This window comes from Mesorhizobium sp. USDA 4775 (assembly GCF_054062655.1).
In genome coordinates this window covers 4,527,537-4,541,971 of record NZ_JBSSFM010000001.1, presented here as the reverse complement: position 1 = coordinate 4,541,971, position 14,435 = coordinate 4,527,537, and the positions used below count along the sequence as shown (strand labels likewise).

At 62.8% G+C, this 14,435-nt stretch carries 16 protein-coding genes; 6 read left to right on the top strand and 10 right to left on the bottom strand.

Annotation, left to right across the window (positions count from 1 at the left end; translation table 11 throughout):
- Positions 1 to 54 precede the first annotated feature (54 nt).
- From ACVILI_RS22235 to ACVILI_RS22220, 4 genes are all read right to left on the bottom strand, one after another.
- Entirely contained in the window at positions 55 to 474 is a 420-nt protein-coding gene (locus tag ACVILI_RS22235; protein WP_027046941.1) for a VOC family protein, read from the bottom strand.
- A 72-nt stretch (positions 475 to 546) separates the two neighbouring features.
- The gene (locus ACVILI_RS22230; protein ID WP_019858663.1) at positions 547 to 1,377 is read right to left on the bottom strand and encodes a helix-turn-helix domain-containing protein; all 831 of its coding nucleotides are present in this window, start codon (positions 1,375 to 1,377) and stop codon (positions 547 to 549) included.
- 101 nt (positions 1,378 to 1,478) lie between these two features.
- On the bottom strand, positions 1,479 to 1,649 hold the full coding sequence (locus tag ACVILI_RS22225) for a hypothetical protein (protein ID WP_457102616.1): 171 nt from the start codon (positions 1,647 to 1,649) through the stop codon (positions 1,479 to 1,481).
- 51 nt (positions 1,650 to 1,700) lie between these two features.
- Entirely contained in the window at positions 1,701 to 2,486 is a 786-nt protein-coding gene (locus tag ACVILI_RS22220; RefSeq protein WP_038647361.1) for a TSUP family transporter, read from the bottom strand.
- Between the two features lie 136 nt (positions 2,487 to 2,622).
- On the opposite strand from ACVILI_RS22220, the gene ACVILI_RS22215 reads away from it, so the two are divergent.
- Entirely contained in the window at positions 2,623 to 3,054 is a 432-nt protein-coding gene (locus ACVILI_RS22215) for a TerB family tellurite resistance protein (RefSeq protein WP_027046940.1), read from the top strand.
- Between the two features lie 34 nt (positions 3,055 to 3,088).
- Positions 3,089 to 3,574, top strand: coding sequence for an NUDIX domain-containing protein (locus ACVILI_RS22210; RefSeq protein ID WP_019858659.1), 486 nt, complete (start codon positions 3,089 to 3,091; stop codon positions 3,572 to 3,574).
- Between the two features lie 4 nt (positions 3,575 to 3,578).
- On the opposite strand, the gene ACVILI_RS22205 is transcribed toward ACVILI_RS22210, so the two are convergent.
- From ACVILI_RS22205 to ACVILI_RS22185, 5 genes are all read right to left on the bottom strand, one after another.
- Positions 3,579 to 5,201 (bottom strand): ABC transporter ATP-binding protein, encoded by a 1,623-nt coding sequence (locus ACVILI_RS22205; protein ID WP_038647359.1) that lies wholly within the window; start codon positions 5,199 to 5,201, stop codon positions 3,579 to 3,581.
- The gene (locus ACVILI_RS22200; protein ID WP_202359783.1) at positions 5,198 to 6,067 is read right to left on the bottom strand and encodes an ABC transporter permease; all 870 of its coding nucleotides are present in this window, start codon (positions 6,065 to 6,067) and stop codon (positions 5,198 to 5,200) included. The genes ACVILI_RS22205 and ACVILI_RS22200 overlap by 4 nt, the downstream gene beginning before the upstream one ends.
- A complete protein-coding gene (locus tag ACVILI_RS22195; protein ID WP_038647355.1) occupies positions 6,064 to 7,011 on the bottom strand; it encodes an ABC transporter permease in 948 nt (315 codons plus the stop codon). The genes ACVILI_RS22200 and ACVILI_RS22195 overlap by 4 nt, the downstream gene beginning before the upstream one ends.
- A gap of 252 nt (positions 7,012 to 7,263) precedes the next feature.
- Positions 7,264 to 8,742, bottom strand: a complete 1,479-nt coding sequence (locus ACVILI_RS22190) for an ABC transporter substrate-binding protein (RefSeq protein WP_027046939.1) — start codon at positions 8,740 to 8,742, stop codon at positions 7,264 to 7,266.
- Positions 8,743 to 8,866: 124 nt separating this feature from the next.
- Positions 8,867 to 10,144, bottom strand: a complete 1,278-nt coding sequence (locus ACVILI_RS22185) for an acetylornithine deacetylase/succinyl-diaminopimelate desuccinylase family protein (protein WP_038647353.1) — start codon at positions 10,142 to 10,144, stop codon at positions 8,867 to 8,869.
- Between the two features lie 220 nt (positions 10,145 to 10,364).
- On the opposite strand from ACVILI_RS22185, the gene ACVILI_RS22180 reads away from it, so the two are divergent.
- From ACVILI_RS22180 to ACVILI_RS22165, 4 genes are all read left to right on the top strand, one after another.
- Entirely contained in the window at positions 10,365 to 10,793 is a 429-nt protein-coding gene (locus ACVILI_RS22180; RefSeq protein ID WP_038647351.1) for a L,D-transpeptidase, read from the top strand.
- 273 nt (positions 10,794 to 11,066) lie between these two features.
- On the top strand, positions 11,067 to 12,332 hold the full coding sequence (locus ACVILI_RS22175; protein WP_240564648.1) for a carboxylate--amine ligase: 1,266 nt from the start codon (positions 11,067 to 11,069) through the stop codon (positions 12,330 to 12,332).
- Position 12,333: 1 nt separating this feature from the next.
- Positions 12,334 to 13,248: an NAD(P)-binding domain-containing protein gene (locus ACVILI_RS22170; RefSeq protein WP_457102615.1), complete on the top strand. Its 915-nt coding sequence runs from the start codon at positions 12,334 to 12,336 to the stop codon at positions 13,246 to 13,248.
- 97 nt (positions 13,249 to 13,345) lie between these two features.
- Entirely contained in the window at positions 13,346 to 13,552 is a 207-nt protein-coding gene (locus ACVILI_RS22165; protein ID WP_457102614.1) for a hypothetical protein, read from the top strand.
- Here ACVILI_RS22165 and ACVILI_RS22160 read toward each other — a convergent pair.
- On the bottom strand, positions 13,537 to 14,370 hold the full coding sequence (locus tag ACVILI_RS22160; protein ID WP_051726920.1) for a class I SAM-dependent methyltransferase: 834 nt from the start codon (positions 14,368 to 14,370) through the stop codon (positions 13,537 to 13,539). The genes ACVILI_RS22165 and ACVILI_RS22160 overlap by 16 nt on opposite strands.
- Between the last annotated feature and the right edge of the window lie 65 nt (positions 14,371 to 14,435).

Here is a 14,435-nt window from a genome sequence, read left to right as displayed (position 1 = left end):
ATCAGTCATTTTTCGGCTCGGCCTGACCTGAATCTCGGCACGCCTCAGGCCAGCTCACGCCTTCTCCCCCGCCTTCGGCCAGTAGGTGCCGAACGACCAGACGCTGCCTTCCGGATCGCGGCAGATGAACTCGCGGCTGCCATAGTCGCGGTCGGTCAGTTCCTGGACGATCGTGGCGCCGGCGTTCCTGGCCTTGGCATAGGCGGCATCGGCGTCGTCGACGGCGACATAGATCGACTTGCCGCCGCCGGTGCCGGGTTCGCCGACCATCTTGCCGTAATCGTCGTCGCGTGCGCTGCCCAGCATGATCATCGAGGCACCAAAGACCAGTTCGGCATGGTGCACGACATCGCCTTCGCCATAGCGGGCACGGACGCTGAAGCCGAAGGCCTCGCAGAGCCAGTCAATCATTTTTGCCGCGTTTTTGTAGCGCAGGGCAGGGTAAAGGCGCGGGGCTTCGGTGGTGATGGGCATGGGAACCTCCTTGATCTGGGTCGGTCGATAACCCACTCTGTTCGAAGGCCGCTCCAGCGTCTTGAAGAAATGTTACCTGACCGAGAGCGCCGTCGGCGTCTCGCCGGCAAGGTCGCGGAACTCGCGCACCAGATGCGCCTGGTCGGCATAGCCGCAATCGGCGGCGATATCGGCCCAATCGGCGGTCTGCTGCCGTGACAGGCCAAGCGCCCGGTTGAAGCGGACGATGCGCGACAATGTCTTCGGGCCGATGCCGATCGCATTGGAAAAGCTGCCGGCGAGATGCTTTCGGCTCCAGCCCAGTTTTTCGGCGATGGCGGAAATGCGGGCCCGGCCGCCGGAGGCGATGATGCGGTCATAGGCCCAGGCGATTTCCAGTGGCGTTTCGGCGGCGCGCTCAAGCCGGGCGGTGACGAATGCTTCCGCAAGGTCGAAACGCGACGCCCAGTCCGGCGCATTGCCGAGCTGTTCACGCAGCGCCATGCCCTCGGCGCCCAGCACGTCGTCGAGGACGACCATGCTGTCGGTCAGTTCGCTCATCGGCAAGCGGAAGAAACGGCGCGCCCCAAGCGGCGTAAAGTTGACCTGTATGCAGCAGGCGGTGCCGAAGGATTCGATCATCACCGGTCCGGCAAAAAGCCCGGCTGCGAAACTGGCGAAGCGGTCATTGTCGTCGGGCGCCTTGCCGAGGCCGATGGCAAAGGGCTCGGCGAAACTGAACACCAAAGGCACGGTGAGCGAAGCGTATTCGACGTTGCGGAAGTGGCCTGCCGCTGTTTCGCGATAGCCACAAATATCTGACACAATGCCGTCAAGTGCAGGATCAGGAAGGCGCCGGCGCATCTCGAAGCGCCCCGCGATGGAGCAATCCTGTTCCTTCCGTTGCTGCATCTCGATCGGCATCGGCCATCCTTCCGCCGGACAAATCTATCAGCCGTTGGTCAGAATCAAAAGCGCCCGGCTTTTGGCCGGGCGCTCTCTGTCCCCACTTCAAGGGAAACTTGTCAGGCGCCGCGTATCAGGCAGCCGGCGGCGAGCACGATGTAGGCAATGAGAACGATCCACACCGATGCGAGCGGGATAAATGCAAGAACGCCAAGGGCGGCAAGAATGCCGATGATGGCGATGACCAGGGAAATTATGAAAACGATCTGGGTAGGCGCGCTGAGATTCATGTGTGGCTCCTCCAACATGATTCGAACAGCGCCATAGTAACAGGCGCGTGATCACACACCAATCATGACACGCAGCGGGTTGGCCGGATCGGCCAGCAGCTTTACGGCCAGCGCCAGGCAGACGACCACCAGCAGCGGCTTGATCAGTCTGGCGCCGATGCGCATGGCGAGGCTTGCACCGAAGCGGGCACCGAGGAACTGGGCAACGCCCATCATCAGGCCGATTTTCCAGGAGATGACACCGACAGCGGCGAAGACGATGAAGCCGCCGATGTTGGAGGCGAAGTTGAGCAGCTTGGTGTGCGCCGTCGCCTTAAGCACGCCGTAGCCGGCAAGGGCGACGAAGGCCAGCATATAGAAGGAGCCGGCGCCGGGGCCGAACAAGCCGTCATAGAAGCCGATTGCCGGAACCAGGGTCAGCCCGAACAGGAAGGGCGACAGGCGCTCGGCCCGGTCGACATCGTTCATGTTGGGCTTGAGGGCGAAATAGAGCGCAATGGCGATCAGCACCAGCGGCAGCAGGGCGCGCAGAAGATCGCCCGGAACGATGGTGGCCAGCAAGGCGCCAATGACACCGCCTGCAGCCGCCAGCAGCGCCGACGGCAACTGCCGACGCAGGTCGACATGGCCCTTGGAGGCATAGTGGATGGTGGCCGAGCCGGAGCCGAACATGCCTTGCAGCTTGTTGGTTCCAAGCGCTTCGACCGGCGAGAAGCCGGCAAGCAAAAGTGCCGGAATGGTGATCAGCCCACCGCCGCCGGCAATCGAATCGACAAAGCCCGCCGCGAAGGCGGCGAAGGCGAGCATGATGATTGTCTGGGTGGTGAGGTCGATCATCTGATGTACGGAGACGTCCAGTCGGCGGGATAACGGCGTTCGACCACGACAGCCCTGTTTGCGCAAGGCCGATTCCGCGCTACCTCTATCCAAGCGCAATGCGCTTGGATTTGGTTAACCCGGAAAGAGGCCCCTGATGGCATTCGCATTGCTGGACCAGATACGCTCCATCTTCGACGGCGACCCGGGCGTGCGCAAGGTCGCCGACGATCCTGTCCTGTCGGCCGAACTGCTGATGCTGTTCCGCATGATCCTGGCCGACGGGACGGTCAGCGAGAGCGAGATGGTTGCCTTCCGGCGCATCTGCAAGGACGCCTTCGGCATTCAGGAAACCAGTATCGACGCCGTCATCGAATATCTCAACGAGTTCGGCTACGAGACCAACGGCTCGCAGGCGATCGCGCTGTTTCGCGATCTCGACGTGGAACGGCGCAAGCAATTGGCCCAGCATATGGCAGAGATCGCCAAGGCGGATTCGCAGCTGGCCGAGAGCGAGGTGCGCCTCTTGCGCCGCACGCTCGACCTGCTCGACATCAGCCCTGTCGATGTGGTGAAGCCGGAAGAGTAGGGCGCAGTTCGCTGGCGTCGAGGAGCGCATTTGAATGGCCTTTGCCGACAGCTATCTGGGACAGTTGCGAGAGTTGATCGGGAATCGCCTGGTGCTGATGCCGGGCGCGCGCGTCGTCATCGAGCGCGACGACGGCCGAATCCTGTTGCAGAAACGGACTGATTTCGGCTTGTGGGGCTTGCCTGGCGGTAATGCCGAGGAAGGCGAGGGTCTGGAAGCGGTGGCGGCCAGGGAGGTGGTCGAGGAAACTGGCCTGATCGTCAGGGGCATCGAGCCGTTCGGGTTCGGCTGCGACCCGCAGTATGAAACCTTCCAGTTTCCGAATGGCGACCGCACCCAGTTCTTCGCGCTGATGTTCTATGCGCGCTCCTTTGAAGGCGAGCCGGCCGTCATGGACGACGAGAGTAGTGCCGTTGGCTGGTTCTCTGTCGATAAACTGCCTGAAATGCTGCCCAATATGGTGCGCAGCATCGAAGCCTACCTTCGATTCAGGGCTACCGGAAAATTCCAGATGATCTGAGAGTTCAACCCTGTTCTTGCATCCGCCGAGCAATTGCCCGGTGCAGGTCTGGCGCGGCCGCGACCAGCGCCCTTGCGGCCTCGGATTGCGGATGATCGAGCACTTCGCTCGTCTTGCCGCGCTCGACGATCCTGCCGTCATGCATGACCAGCACCTCGTCCGTGATGGCCCGCGCAACGGTCAGGTCATGGGTGATGAAGAGGTAGGCGATGCCGAGCTTCTGGTTGAGTTCGGCGAACAGGTCGAGAATCTGGGCGCGAATCGAAACGTCGAGCGCCGAGACCGGCTCGTCGGCGACGACCAGCTTGGGGCGGGTGATGATGGCGCGGGCGATCGACAGGCGCTGCCGCTGGCCGCCCGAAAATTCGTGCGGGTATTTGTCCATGTCGCGCTGATCGAGGCCGACCTCGTGCAGTGCGTGCGCCACCATCTCGCGGCGCTCGGCCCGCGTCGGCTTCTTGTCCAGCACATGCAAGGGCTCCGCGACCAGTTTCTCGACCTTCTGGCGCGGATCGAAGGAGCCGTACGGGTCCTGGAAGACAACCTGCATGTCGCGCCGGGCGGGTTTCAACTCGGCCTCGCTCTTGCCGGTGACGGCCTCGCCGCGAAACCGGATCGTGCCCGAACTAGGCTTGTCCAGTGCCAGGATCATGCGGGCGAGCGTTGACTTACCGCAGCCGGAGCGGCCGACCAGTGCCACCGACTGGCCCGGCTGCATCGACAGGGAGACATTGTCGACGGCGCGAATAGAGGCAGCCCGTTTGAACAGGGAGGTGCGCCGCCCGCGATAATCGCGGGTCACGCTTTCGACCTGGAGCAGAGGCTTGCTTTGGCTTGCGTCATGCGTTCTGGCGCGTGCTGGCACATGCATCGAGGCCTGCGCCAGCTGGCGCGTGTAGGGATGGAGCTGTTCGGACAGCGTGCGGGCGGTGTCGCCGGCTTCCATCACCTCGCCGCGGCGTAGGATGGTGATGCGGTCGGCCATCTCGGTCACCACCGCGAGATCGTGCGAGATCAGGAGCAGTCCCATGCGGCTCTCGGCGACGAGGTCGCGCAGGAGGTCGAGGATCTGCGCCTGCAGCACCACGTCGAGCGCCGTTGTCGGCTCGTCGGCGATCAAGAGCTTCGGCTTTAGCGCGCAGGCGATGGCGATGACGACGCGCTGGCGCTGGCCGCCCGACAGTTCGTGCGGGTAGCGCGACATCGGGAATTTTGCTTGCGGCAGGCCAACGCGGTCGAGCATTTTTCGCGCCCGCTCTTCAGCCGCGGCGCGTGTGGCCTTGGTGTGCCAGCGTATGCCTTCGGCGACCTGCTCGCCGATGGTCTTGACGGGGTTGAGCGCCGTCATCGGCTCCTGGAACACCATGCCGATGTCGTCACCGCGCAGCGCGCACATCTGATCCTCGGTTGCTGCGAGGATGTCGATGCCGTCGAATGTCAGGCGCCCGGTGGCGCGCGCGGCATGGGGCAAAAGCCGCATCACCGTCAGCGCCGTCATCGATTTGCCGGAGCCGGATTCGCCGACCAGCCCCATCACTTCACCGGGGGCGACGGAAAGCTCCATGTCTTTCAGGATTTGCGTGTCGCCGATGGTGAGCGACAGGTTGTCGATTTCCAGCAGGCTCATCGCTGCCGCCGCGATCTCGGGTCGAGAATGTCGGCGATGCCGTCGCCCAGGAGATTGAGCCCGAGCACGGTGATGACGATCGCCATGCCGGGAAAGATCGCCATCCATGGCGCCACCACCATGCGGGTCTGGGCGTCGAACAGCATGCGGCCCCAACTCGGCATTGGCGGCTGCGCGCCGAGGCCGAGATAGGAAAGCCCGGCTTCGGCGAGGATGCCCAGCGCGAACTGGATGGTGCCTTGCACCAGGAGCAGCGTGGCGATGTTGGGCAGCACATGTTCGATCGATATCTGCGTGCTGCTTTTTCCTGCGGCGCGCGCGGCCAGGATGAATTCGCGCGGCCAGATGGCCAGCGCTCCGGCGCGGGCGACGCGGGCAAAGACCGGGATGTTGAAGATGCCGATGGCGATGATGGCGTTGACGGCGCCCGGCCCGAAGATGGCGGTAATCATGATGGCCGACAGCAGCGCGGGGAAAGCAAAGACGAGGTCGTTGACGCGCATCAGCGCCTCGTCGACGAGGCCGCCGCGCGCGGCCGCAAAAGCGCCGAGCGGCACGCCGACGCCCATGCCGATGCCGACCGCGACCAGCGCCACGGCGATCGAATTGCGGGCGCCGACCATGATCATCGACAGGATGTCGCGGCCGAAGTGGTCGGTGCCGAACCAATGTGCCAGCGAGGGGCCTTGCGTCTTATCGGCTATGACCAACTTCGTCACATCGTAGGGCGTCCAGACATAGGAGATGACAGCCATCGCCAGGATCAGCACGGTGATGACGAAGCCGGTGACGAAAGCCGTGTTCCGGAACGCCTTGGCCAGAATGCCACTGAGTGTCTCTTCAGGGATGTCGATGTGCAGGGTCATTGCCGGCCTCTCAGGCGGGGATCGACCACCGCATAGGAAAGGTCGACGACGAGGTTGACGGCTATGACGGCGGCGACCAGCAGCATGACGACGCTTTCGACGACGATCAGGTCGCGTTGGGTGATGGCCTGGAACACCAGTCGGCCGAGGCCGGGGAGATAAAAAACATTCTCGATGATGATGGTGCCGGCGAGCAGGAAGGCGAATTGGAGGCCAAGAATGGTCAGGACCGGGATCATGGCGTTGCGCAGCGCGTGCCGCCAGAGAACGGCGCGGTAGGGCAGGCCCTTGGCGCGTGCGGTGCGGATATAGTCCTCGTTCAGCACCTCGATCAGTGCCGAGCGGGTGACGCGCGCCAGGATGGCCGCCTGCGGCAAGGCAAGCGCCACCGCCGGCAGCAGCAGCGATTTCAGCGCCGGCCATATGCCGGCGCTCCAGCCGGGAAAGCCGCCGGCCGGCACCAGCCGCAGCCAGACGGCGAAGACATAGATCAGCATCAGCGCGAACCAGAAATTGGGCACGGCGACGCCAAGCTGGGCCGCGCCCATGGAAATCGTATCGCCGGCCCGGCCGCGCCGGCTGGCGGAAAACAGGCCGACCGGAATGGCGATGATCGTGGAGAGCGCAAGCGCGATCAGCGCCAGCGGCAGCGAGACGGCAAGCCGTTCACGCACGAGATCGATGACCGGCACCGAATAAGTATAAGAGCGGCCGAAATCGAGGCTGAGCAGGCCGCCGGCCCAGTGCAGGTAACGCAACAGGAGAGGCGCATCCAGGCCCATCTGGTTGCGCAAGAGTTCGACCTGGTCGGCGCTGGCGTTCATGCCGAGCATCAGCCGCGCCGGGTCGCCCGGCAGGATTTCCAGCACGGCGAACACCACGATGGAGGCCAGCACCAGCGTGGCAAGGGAGATGGCGAGGCGCTTGAGGAGGTAGGCGGTCATGGACACGGGACGACAGAGGTGTCGTCATCCTGGAGCGAAGCAGGAGCGAAGCTCCGTCGCGTAGACCCCAGGATCCATTTGGTGACAGAGGTCGAAGAGCGCGACGGTCCAGAACCAGCCTCGCGCCTCCCTGTTTCCACTGCCACGTCTCCCAGATTCTGCACCGCGGGGGTGCTCGTAAGTCACGGAATGGATCCTAGGGTCTGCGCAGTCGCTGCGCGCCTGCTTCGCCCTAGGATGACGAAACGAACCTCACTCGCTCCACTTCACCTTGGTCAGGTCGTTGGCGGGGATCGGTGCGCTTTCCCACAACCCTTGCAGCTTGGCGTCCCAGACTCCGACCTTGGGCAGTTCGTAGAGGAAACCGACCACGGCATCGTCGGCCAGGATCTTCTGCGCCTGGGCATACAGTTCCTTGCGTTTGGCCTCGTCGGACGTCAGTTCCAGATCAGCGATCACCTTGTTGAAGGCAGGGTTGGCGTAATTGAAGTAGTAGTCCTTGCGCGAATAGATATCGATGTCATTCGGCTCGGTATGGGACACGATGGTCAGGTCGTAGTCCTTCTTGGTGAACACCTGGTCCAGCCACTGCGCCCACTCGACGGGGATGATCTCGAGGTTGATGCCGACATCGCGGAGCTGCGAGGCGATGATCTCGCCGCCGAGCCGCGCATAGGTCGTCGGCGGCAGCTTCAACGTGGCCTTGAAGCCGTTCTCCAGTCCCGCTTCCTTCAGCAGTTCCTTGGCCTTGGCCACGTCGTGCGGATAGCGGCCGGTGAGGTCGACATAGTATTTGTTGGCCGGCGACATATGCGAGCCGATCGGCAGGCCGAGCCCGGCCGATGCGCCGTCGATGATCGCCTTGCGGTCGAGCGCATAGGAAATCGCCTGCCTGACCTGCAATTTGTCGAAGGGCGGCTTCTTGTTGTTGATCGACAGGATAGTCTCGCCTTCGGTCGCGCCGACCACCACCTTGAAGCGCGGATCATCCTTGACCTGGGAGACGCTGTCGGGATCGAAGAAGGGGAAGGCCTGGATGTCGCCGGAAAGCAGGGCCGGCACTGCCGCCGCGGCATCGGGAACGATGCGGAACTCGACCTTTTCGAGGAAGACAGGGGCGCCCCAGTAGTGATCCGATTTGAGCAGGGTGATCGATGAACCCTTGGCCCAGTTGCCGAACTTGAAGGGGCCGGTGCCAACAGGTTTTTCCTTGTTGGTGTCGGCGGATTTCGGCGACACGATCACCGCGTCGCCCCAGCCCATATTGTAGAGGAACGAGCCTTGCGGGTGGGTCAGCGTCACCTTCACGGTGGCGGGGTCGACCACGTCGACCTTGTCGATGGCGGCAAAGAGCTGCTTTTGCGCGTTGACGGAGTTTTCCGCGCGGGCACGGTCGAGCGAGAACTTCACGTCTTCGGCGCTGAAATCGGCGCCGTCGTGGAATTTCACGCCGCTGTGCAGCTTGAAGGTATAAACCTTGCCGTCATCGGAAATGGTCCAGCTTTCGGCGAGATCCGGCAAGACTTCGCCATTGGGGCCGATCCGGGTCAGGCCCTCGAACACGTTGGCGTAGGTAACCTCCCTGATTGCCGCGGCCGCTCCCGCCGTCGGGTCGAGATGCGGGGGTTCAAGCGGAATGCCGATGACGAGATCGGTTCGGGCGGCAAACGCCGAAGTGGCGGTTGCGACCGCCAGCACGGCAGCGGCCAGAAGGGTCTTCCAAAGTTTCATCGCTGAACTCCCCATGTGCTCAAATGCTCAAGCCCGGGGATAGAAGCGTGATTTCGCGCGGGAGTAAATTGCGTTTCGTGCTGTCGCGCCGCGCCAGGAGAAATGTTTTTGCGCCGCGGGCCGGTCATCCGGTCGTGCCGCGCAGCAGCACGTTGAGGCCGATCGCCATCACCTTGGCCGATTCCACCATGTCCTCTATGCCGACCCACTCGTCCGGCCGGTGGGCGAGATCGAGAATGCCGGGCCCATAGGCGATGCAGTCGTAGATATGGCCGATGCGGGCAATGTGCTTCTGGTCGTAGGTGCCGGGCGAAATGACGTAGTCGGGCTCGCGGTCGAAGATCGCATGAATGCCTTGCGCCACCGCCTGTACCACCGGCGCGTCGCGCTCGGTCATCAGCGGCAGCACTTCCATCAGGTCGCGGATCTCGTAGTCGAACTTTTTGCGCTCGCGCTTCAGCCGCTCGAGAATACCGGTCACTTCGCCTTTGACCGTGGCGAGGTCTTCCTCGAGCAGGAAGCGGCGGTCGATGGTCAGCCGGCAGGAATCGGGCACGTTGGGCGAGGGCAGGCCAGGCCGGAAATCCTCGGTCTGGCCGCCATGGATGGAATTGATGTTCATGGTCGAGCGCCTGGCGCCTTCGGGCACCACCGGCATGCGCGTCATCTTGCGGTCGAGCGCCGGGAACAGTTCGTCCTCGAAAGCTTGCAGCACAGCGCCCATATGGCGCACCGCATTGTCGCCGAGAAACGGCATCGAGCCATGCGCGATCTCGCCCTTGGTCTCGATCTCGGCCCACCAGACGCCGCGATGGCCAAGGCAGATGCGGTCCTTGTTCAGCGGCTCGGGGATGATGACGTGGTCGACCCTGGGTTTGGAGAAATAGCCGAGCCTGGCCAGATGCGCGACACCGCCAAAGCCGCCGGACTCCTCGTCGACCGTGCCGGATACCTCGATGGCGCCGGGAAAGTCGGGATAGACCTCCATGAAGGCTTCGGCGGCGATGATCGACGCGGCCAGGCCGCCCTTCATGTCGCAGGCGCCGCGTCCATAGACCCTGCCGTCCCTGACGACGCCGGCAAAGGGATCGACTGTCCAGCCGTCGCCGGCCTCCACGACGTCGATATGCGAGTTGAAGTGGACGCAGGCGCCGGGTGACCGGCCATCGAAGCGGGCCACGACATTGACGCGTGGGTAGCGATCGGTGTCGCCGGGCGTGCCTTCGGCGCGGATGAATTCGGTTTCAAAACCACGCTTCTTCAGCCGCGTGCCGATAAATTCCGCACATGGCCGGTAGGCTTCGCCGGGCGGATTGATGGTCGGAAACCGGATCAGGTCAGCGGTCAGCGCGACGACATCGTCGCGCCTGTCGTCGATTGCTTGAAGGAGTCGCTCGTTCATCAGGAGAGTTGAGCAACGAACGACGTTGCATTGCAAGCCCGCCGGCAATCAAGCCGGGGCGGCGTGTCGTGGTGGCAACTATCGCGGGAAATCGTTCAAATTCGCTGCTTTGGATTGGCAAATTGATCAAGGAGTGTGTGCTATCCGTTCACCGCCATTAAAAAGGTGAAAAACAACGTGATGGCAAGACGGCAAGGGGCAATCAAAGGGGTTTGATCGCATGAAGAAGTTCTTTCTCGTAGCAGCGGCGATGTTGGCAACCGCGCTTGGTACGCCGTCCGCAAGTTACGCGGCGATGTTGGAAGCAAATATCGACGTGTCGTCACAGACGATGACGGTGCGGTATGGGTCGGAGGTTTATCGCTGGGTCGTATCGACTGCCCGTCCGGGCTATTTCACGCCGCGTGGCACCTATCGGCCGCAGCGGACCGCACGCATGTGGTATTCGCGCAAATACGAGATGTCGCCGATGCCTTATTCGGTGTTCTTCCATGGCGGCTATGCCATCCATGGGACAGGCGCCGTCAGGCAACTCGGCCGTCCGGCCTCGCATGGCTGCGTGCGGCTGCATACGGCCAATGCCGCGACCTTCTATTCCATGGTGCGGGAAGTGGGCTTCGGCAACACGCGCATCGTCGTGACGAACTAACCGCACGCCCAAATCTTGTTGCCGGGCGGAGCCCGGCGCGAGACTTTTTACTGACGGCATCAACAATCGGCCAAGGTTTACCCAAGGACGGCTATTGCCGAGGGATAAGGGGTGTGCTTTCCATGCCAATGTCTGGCTGAGGACAATCGGCAGTATCGGGCGGTTTGAATTATTATGGGTAGCTTAAATATTGCCGGCTGATCAATCGGTTCGCCGGGAAAGCTGCCATTGCGTGCCGTTTGCTGGAATTGACAGATGCATCCCCAGTCACAGATGGACGATCGTCTTCCCAGCCGGCCCGCCGGGGCGCTCATTCTTGGCGGGGCGCACGGGACGCTGGCGCTGGCCAGAAGCTTCGGCGCTCAAAAAGTGCCTGTCTGGCTGGTGAGCAACGACACGCCGTTGCCCAGCTTTTCGCGATATGCCCAGCGGACAATGACGTGGCCCGGCCCCGACGACGGTGGTGCCGTTGCCTTCCTGCTCGATCTGGCCAAGGTTCATGGGCTGGGCGGTTTTCTGCTGATCGCCGGCGGCGATCCAGAAGTTCGCTTCGTATCGCAGTCGATCGACCAGTTGTCCGCCTCGTTCGACGTTGTGCTGCCGCCTTGGCAGCAATTGAAATGGGTCTGCGAAAAGCCGCTGCTGTATCGCCGGGCGGGCGAACTGGGGCTTGCCGTTCCGCTGACCTATGAGATCAATTCGCTCGATCAGGCAGAGGCAGCCGAACTTCGCTTTCCCGTGATCCTGAAGCCGAACATGGGCGGGCGCAGCCGTTTTGCGCGTGCCAAGGCCGTTCTCGCCAATGACAAAGCAGCGTTTTTGACAGCCTATATCTGGGCTGCCGACGAGATCGGCAGCGAGAACGTCGTCATTCAGGAAATGATACCGGGCGGAGGCGAGGGCCAGTTCTCTTACGCAGCGCTCTGGAACGAGGGCGCGCCGGTGGCGGAATTCACCGCCCGCCGCACGCGGCAATATCCGGTCGATTTCGGCTACACCAGCACCTTCGTGGAGGTAGTCGACGAACCGCAATTGATCGACGCCGCGCGCCGGCTGCTTGGATCGATCGCGCATCACGGACTGGTGGAGGTCGAATTCAAGCGCGATGCGCGCGATGGCTCGATGAAGGTGCTCGACGTCAATCCACGGCCGTGGACATGGTTTGGGCTGGGCGCCGCCGCCGGCGTCGACCTCGGCGCCATGCTTTGGGCGATCAAATCGGGCCAGACGGTAAAGACAGCTTCAGCGCGGCCCGCCACGTCGTGGATGTATCTGGTTCGGGATATTGTGGCGGCCGGCAAGCTGATCTCGAGCGGCCGGTTGGCAAAACGCGCCTATTTCAGCTCATTCACAGAAGTACGGGCATGGGCGACATTCCAGGAGAATGACCCGATGCCGGGCCTGATCGACGTGCCGTTGACTGGCTGGAGAGTGATGACGCGACGGATACTTTCCGCAATCTTAACCGGGAAATGTTTAGGACGGCGGCGTGACGGAGTGAGTTCCACGGCTGCAGAACCAGACAGGCGAGACCGCTGACATGACCGTTTTTACGCCCAGGACGGACTGCGAGGTGGCCGTGATCGGTGCCGGCCCATTCGGGCTGGCCGTCGCTTCCGCCCTCAAGGGAGCAGGTGTCGATACGCTCACGCTTGGCGGCGCGATGTCCTTCTGGCGCGACCATATGCCGAGAGGCATGAGGCTGCGCTCGCCCTGGCACGCGACCTATATCGGCCACACCAAAGGTCCGCTCTCGCTCGATTCATATGCAAAGGTCCTCGGAATCTCGCCCCGCGAACCGCTGCTGCTCGAAAACTTCGTCGACTATGGATTGTGGATCCAGGCCCAGACGGTTCCGGATCTGGATACCCGCAGAGTAAGTCGCGTCGAAACGACGACCGGAGGATTTCGTCTGGCGCTAGCCGAGGGCACTGCCGTCAAGGCGCGCCGCGTCGTCGTTGCCACCGGCCTGATGAACCAGCAACTGATCCCCGCTGTCTTCAACGGCATCCCAAAAGAACTGGTCAGCCATGCCAGTGAACATACTGGTTATGAGGCCTTCCGCGGCAAGCGCGTTGCCGTCATCGGACGTGGGCAAAGCGCCTGCGAATCCGCCGTTCTGCTCAAACGAAACGGGGCCGATGTCGAACTCATCTGCCATGGCGACGTCCATTGGCTGGGCTATCGGGCGCTGTCGGGAAAGCAGAACTGGAGCCTGCGCGACTTCCTGTCGGAGCGGCTCGCATCGCCGTCCAGGGTCGGCCCGTTCCCGATTTCCTGGCTGGTCGAGGTCCCAGGTTTCGTGCATCGGTTCCCGGAGCCAGCCCGTGCCGGGCTCAACAGGCGCAGCCTCGGCGCCGGCGCGACGGGCTGGCTGAAGCCGGATTTCGACCGGATAGAGATCAGGGCCTGGCAGCAGGATCATCAGTGCGTCCGCCAAGGACAATGGCATTGAACTGCGTTTCGAGAAGGATGCCGCCACCTTCGATCACGTCCTGCTCGGCACGGGTTACCGGATCGATATTGCCAAGCTCCGTCTGTTCGCGCCCGCCATGCTTGCCGCGATTGCCCGCCGGGACGGGTTGCCGCTGCTTTCCGCCGGGTTCGAATCCAGCATCCCAGGCCTGCATTTCGTCGGCGCGAGCGCGGTCGGCAGTTTCGGCCCGCTGATGCGGTTCACCGCCGGCACGCCGTTTGCCGCGCGCACCGTCGCGCGGTTCATTCAGAGAACCAAAGACAGACGTTACGCTGCTGCCTGAACCTGGAAGACCGCATAGTCGATGGTGCGGACCGCATCGAGGAAGCTGGGCATGGCCGGCACGGACAATTCCCGGAAATTACCGGTTTCGCGGATGGTGGGCCTTGCCCAGTCGATCGCGCGATGGCTCGAGCTGCCATAGACGATGAAGCAATCTCGCGGGTGGCGTTCGAGCGACGACACGAGATTCTTCAGGACGATATCGAGGACGTCCTTCGAGAAGGGATTGTAGAAATAGACCACCAGGGGCACTTCCGGAAAATCGTAGGTCGCCGCATCCGCCTCGACGACGCTGAGCGCCCGGCATTTCTGCGTCGGGTCGCTTAAGCGCTCGATGTTACTGCGGGCGATCTCCACCAGTTCGCGTGCGAACTCCACGCCGATGATCTCGGCGAACGGATATCGCGAGGCCAGCAGCAGGGTTCGCGACTTTCCGGAGCCGATGTCGATGAACGTATGGTTGTGGAGATCGCGGGGCAGCGACTTCATGATGAAGTCGAAGGTTCTGGGCGATGTGCAGACGGCTTCATTGCCCATGGCGCGGTGCGGGCCGACGATATTGAGGGCGCGGAGCTGGATCGAGCCGGCCGTATCGACGCCGTGCCGGCGATCCCATTTCCGGGCGAGACGGTCGGCGAGCATATGCCTGATGTTGCGCTGGACAAAGCCAAGGCTTGTGCCGAGCCCATGCCGGCGGATGAGCCTTATCGGCTCCAGCAGGCCATGCCGACGGAGATGGGACCACGCCCGGCCAAGACGGCCGAAGGAGCGATCCTCGAGGCCATCCCGATCCAGGCGCGGCATTTCGATATTCGTCATGCCACGGGTTCCATCCCAGTCGATGAACATCTCCTGGGGTATGTGCGCCCTGGTCGTTTAAGATT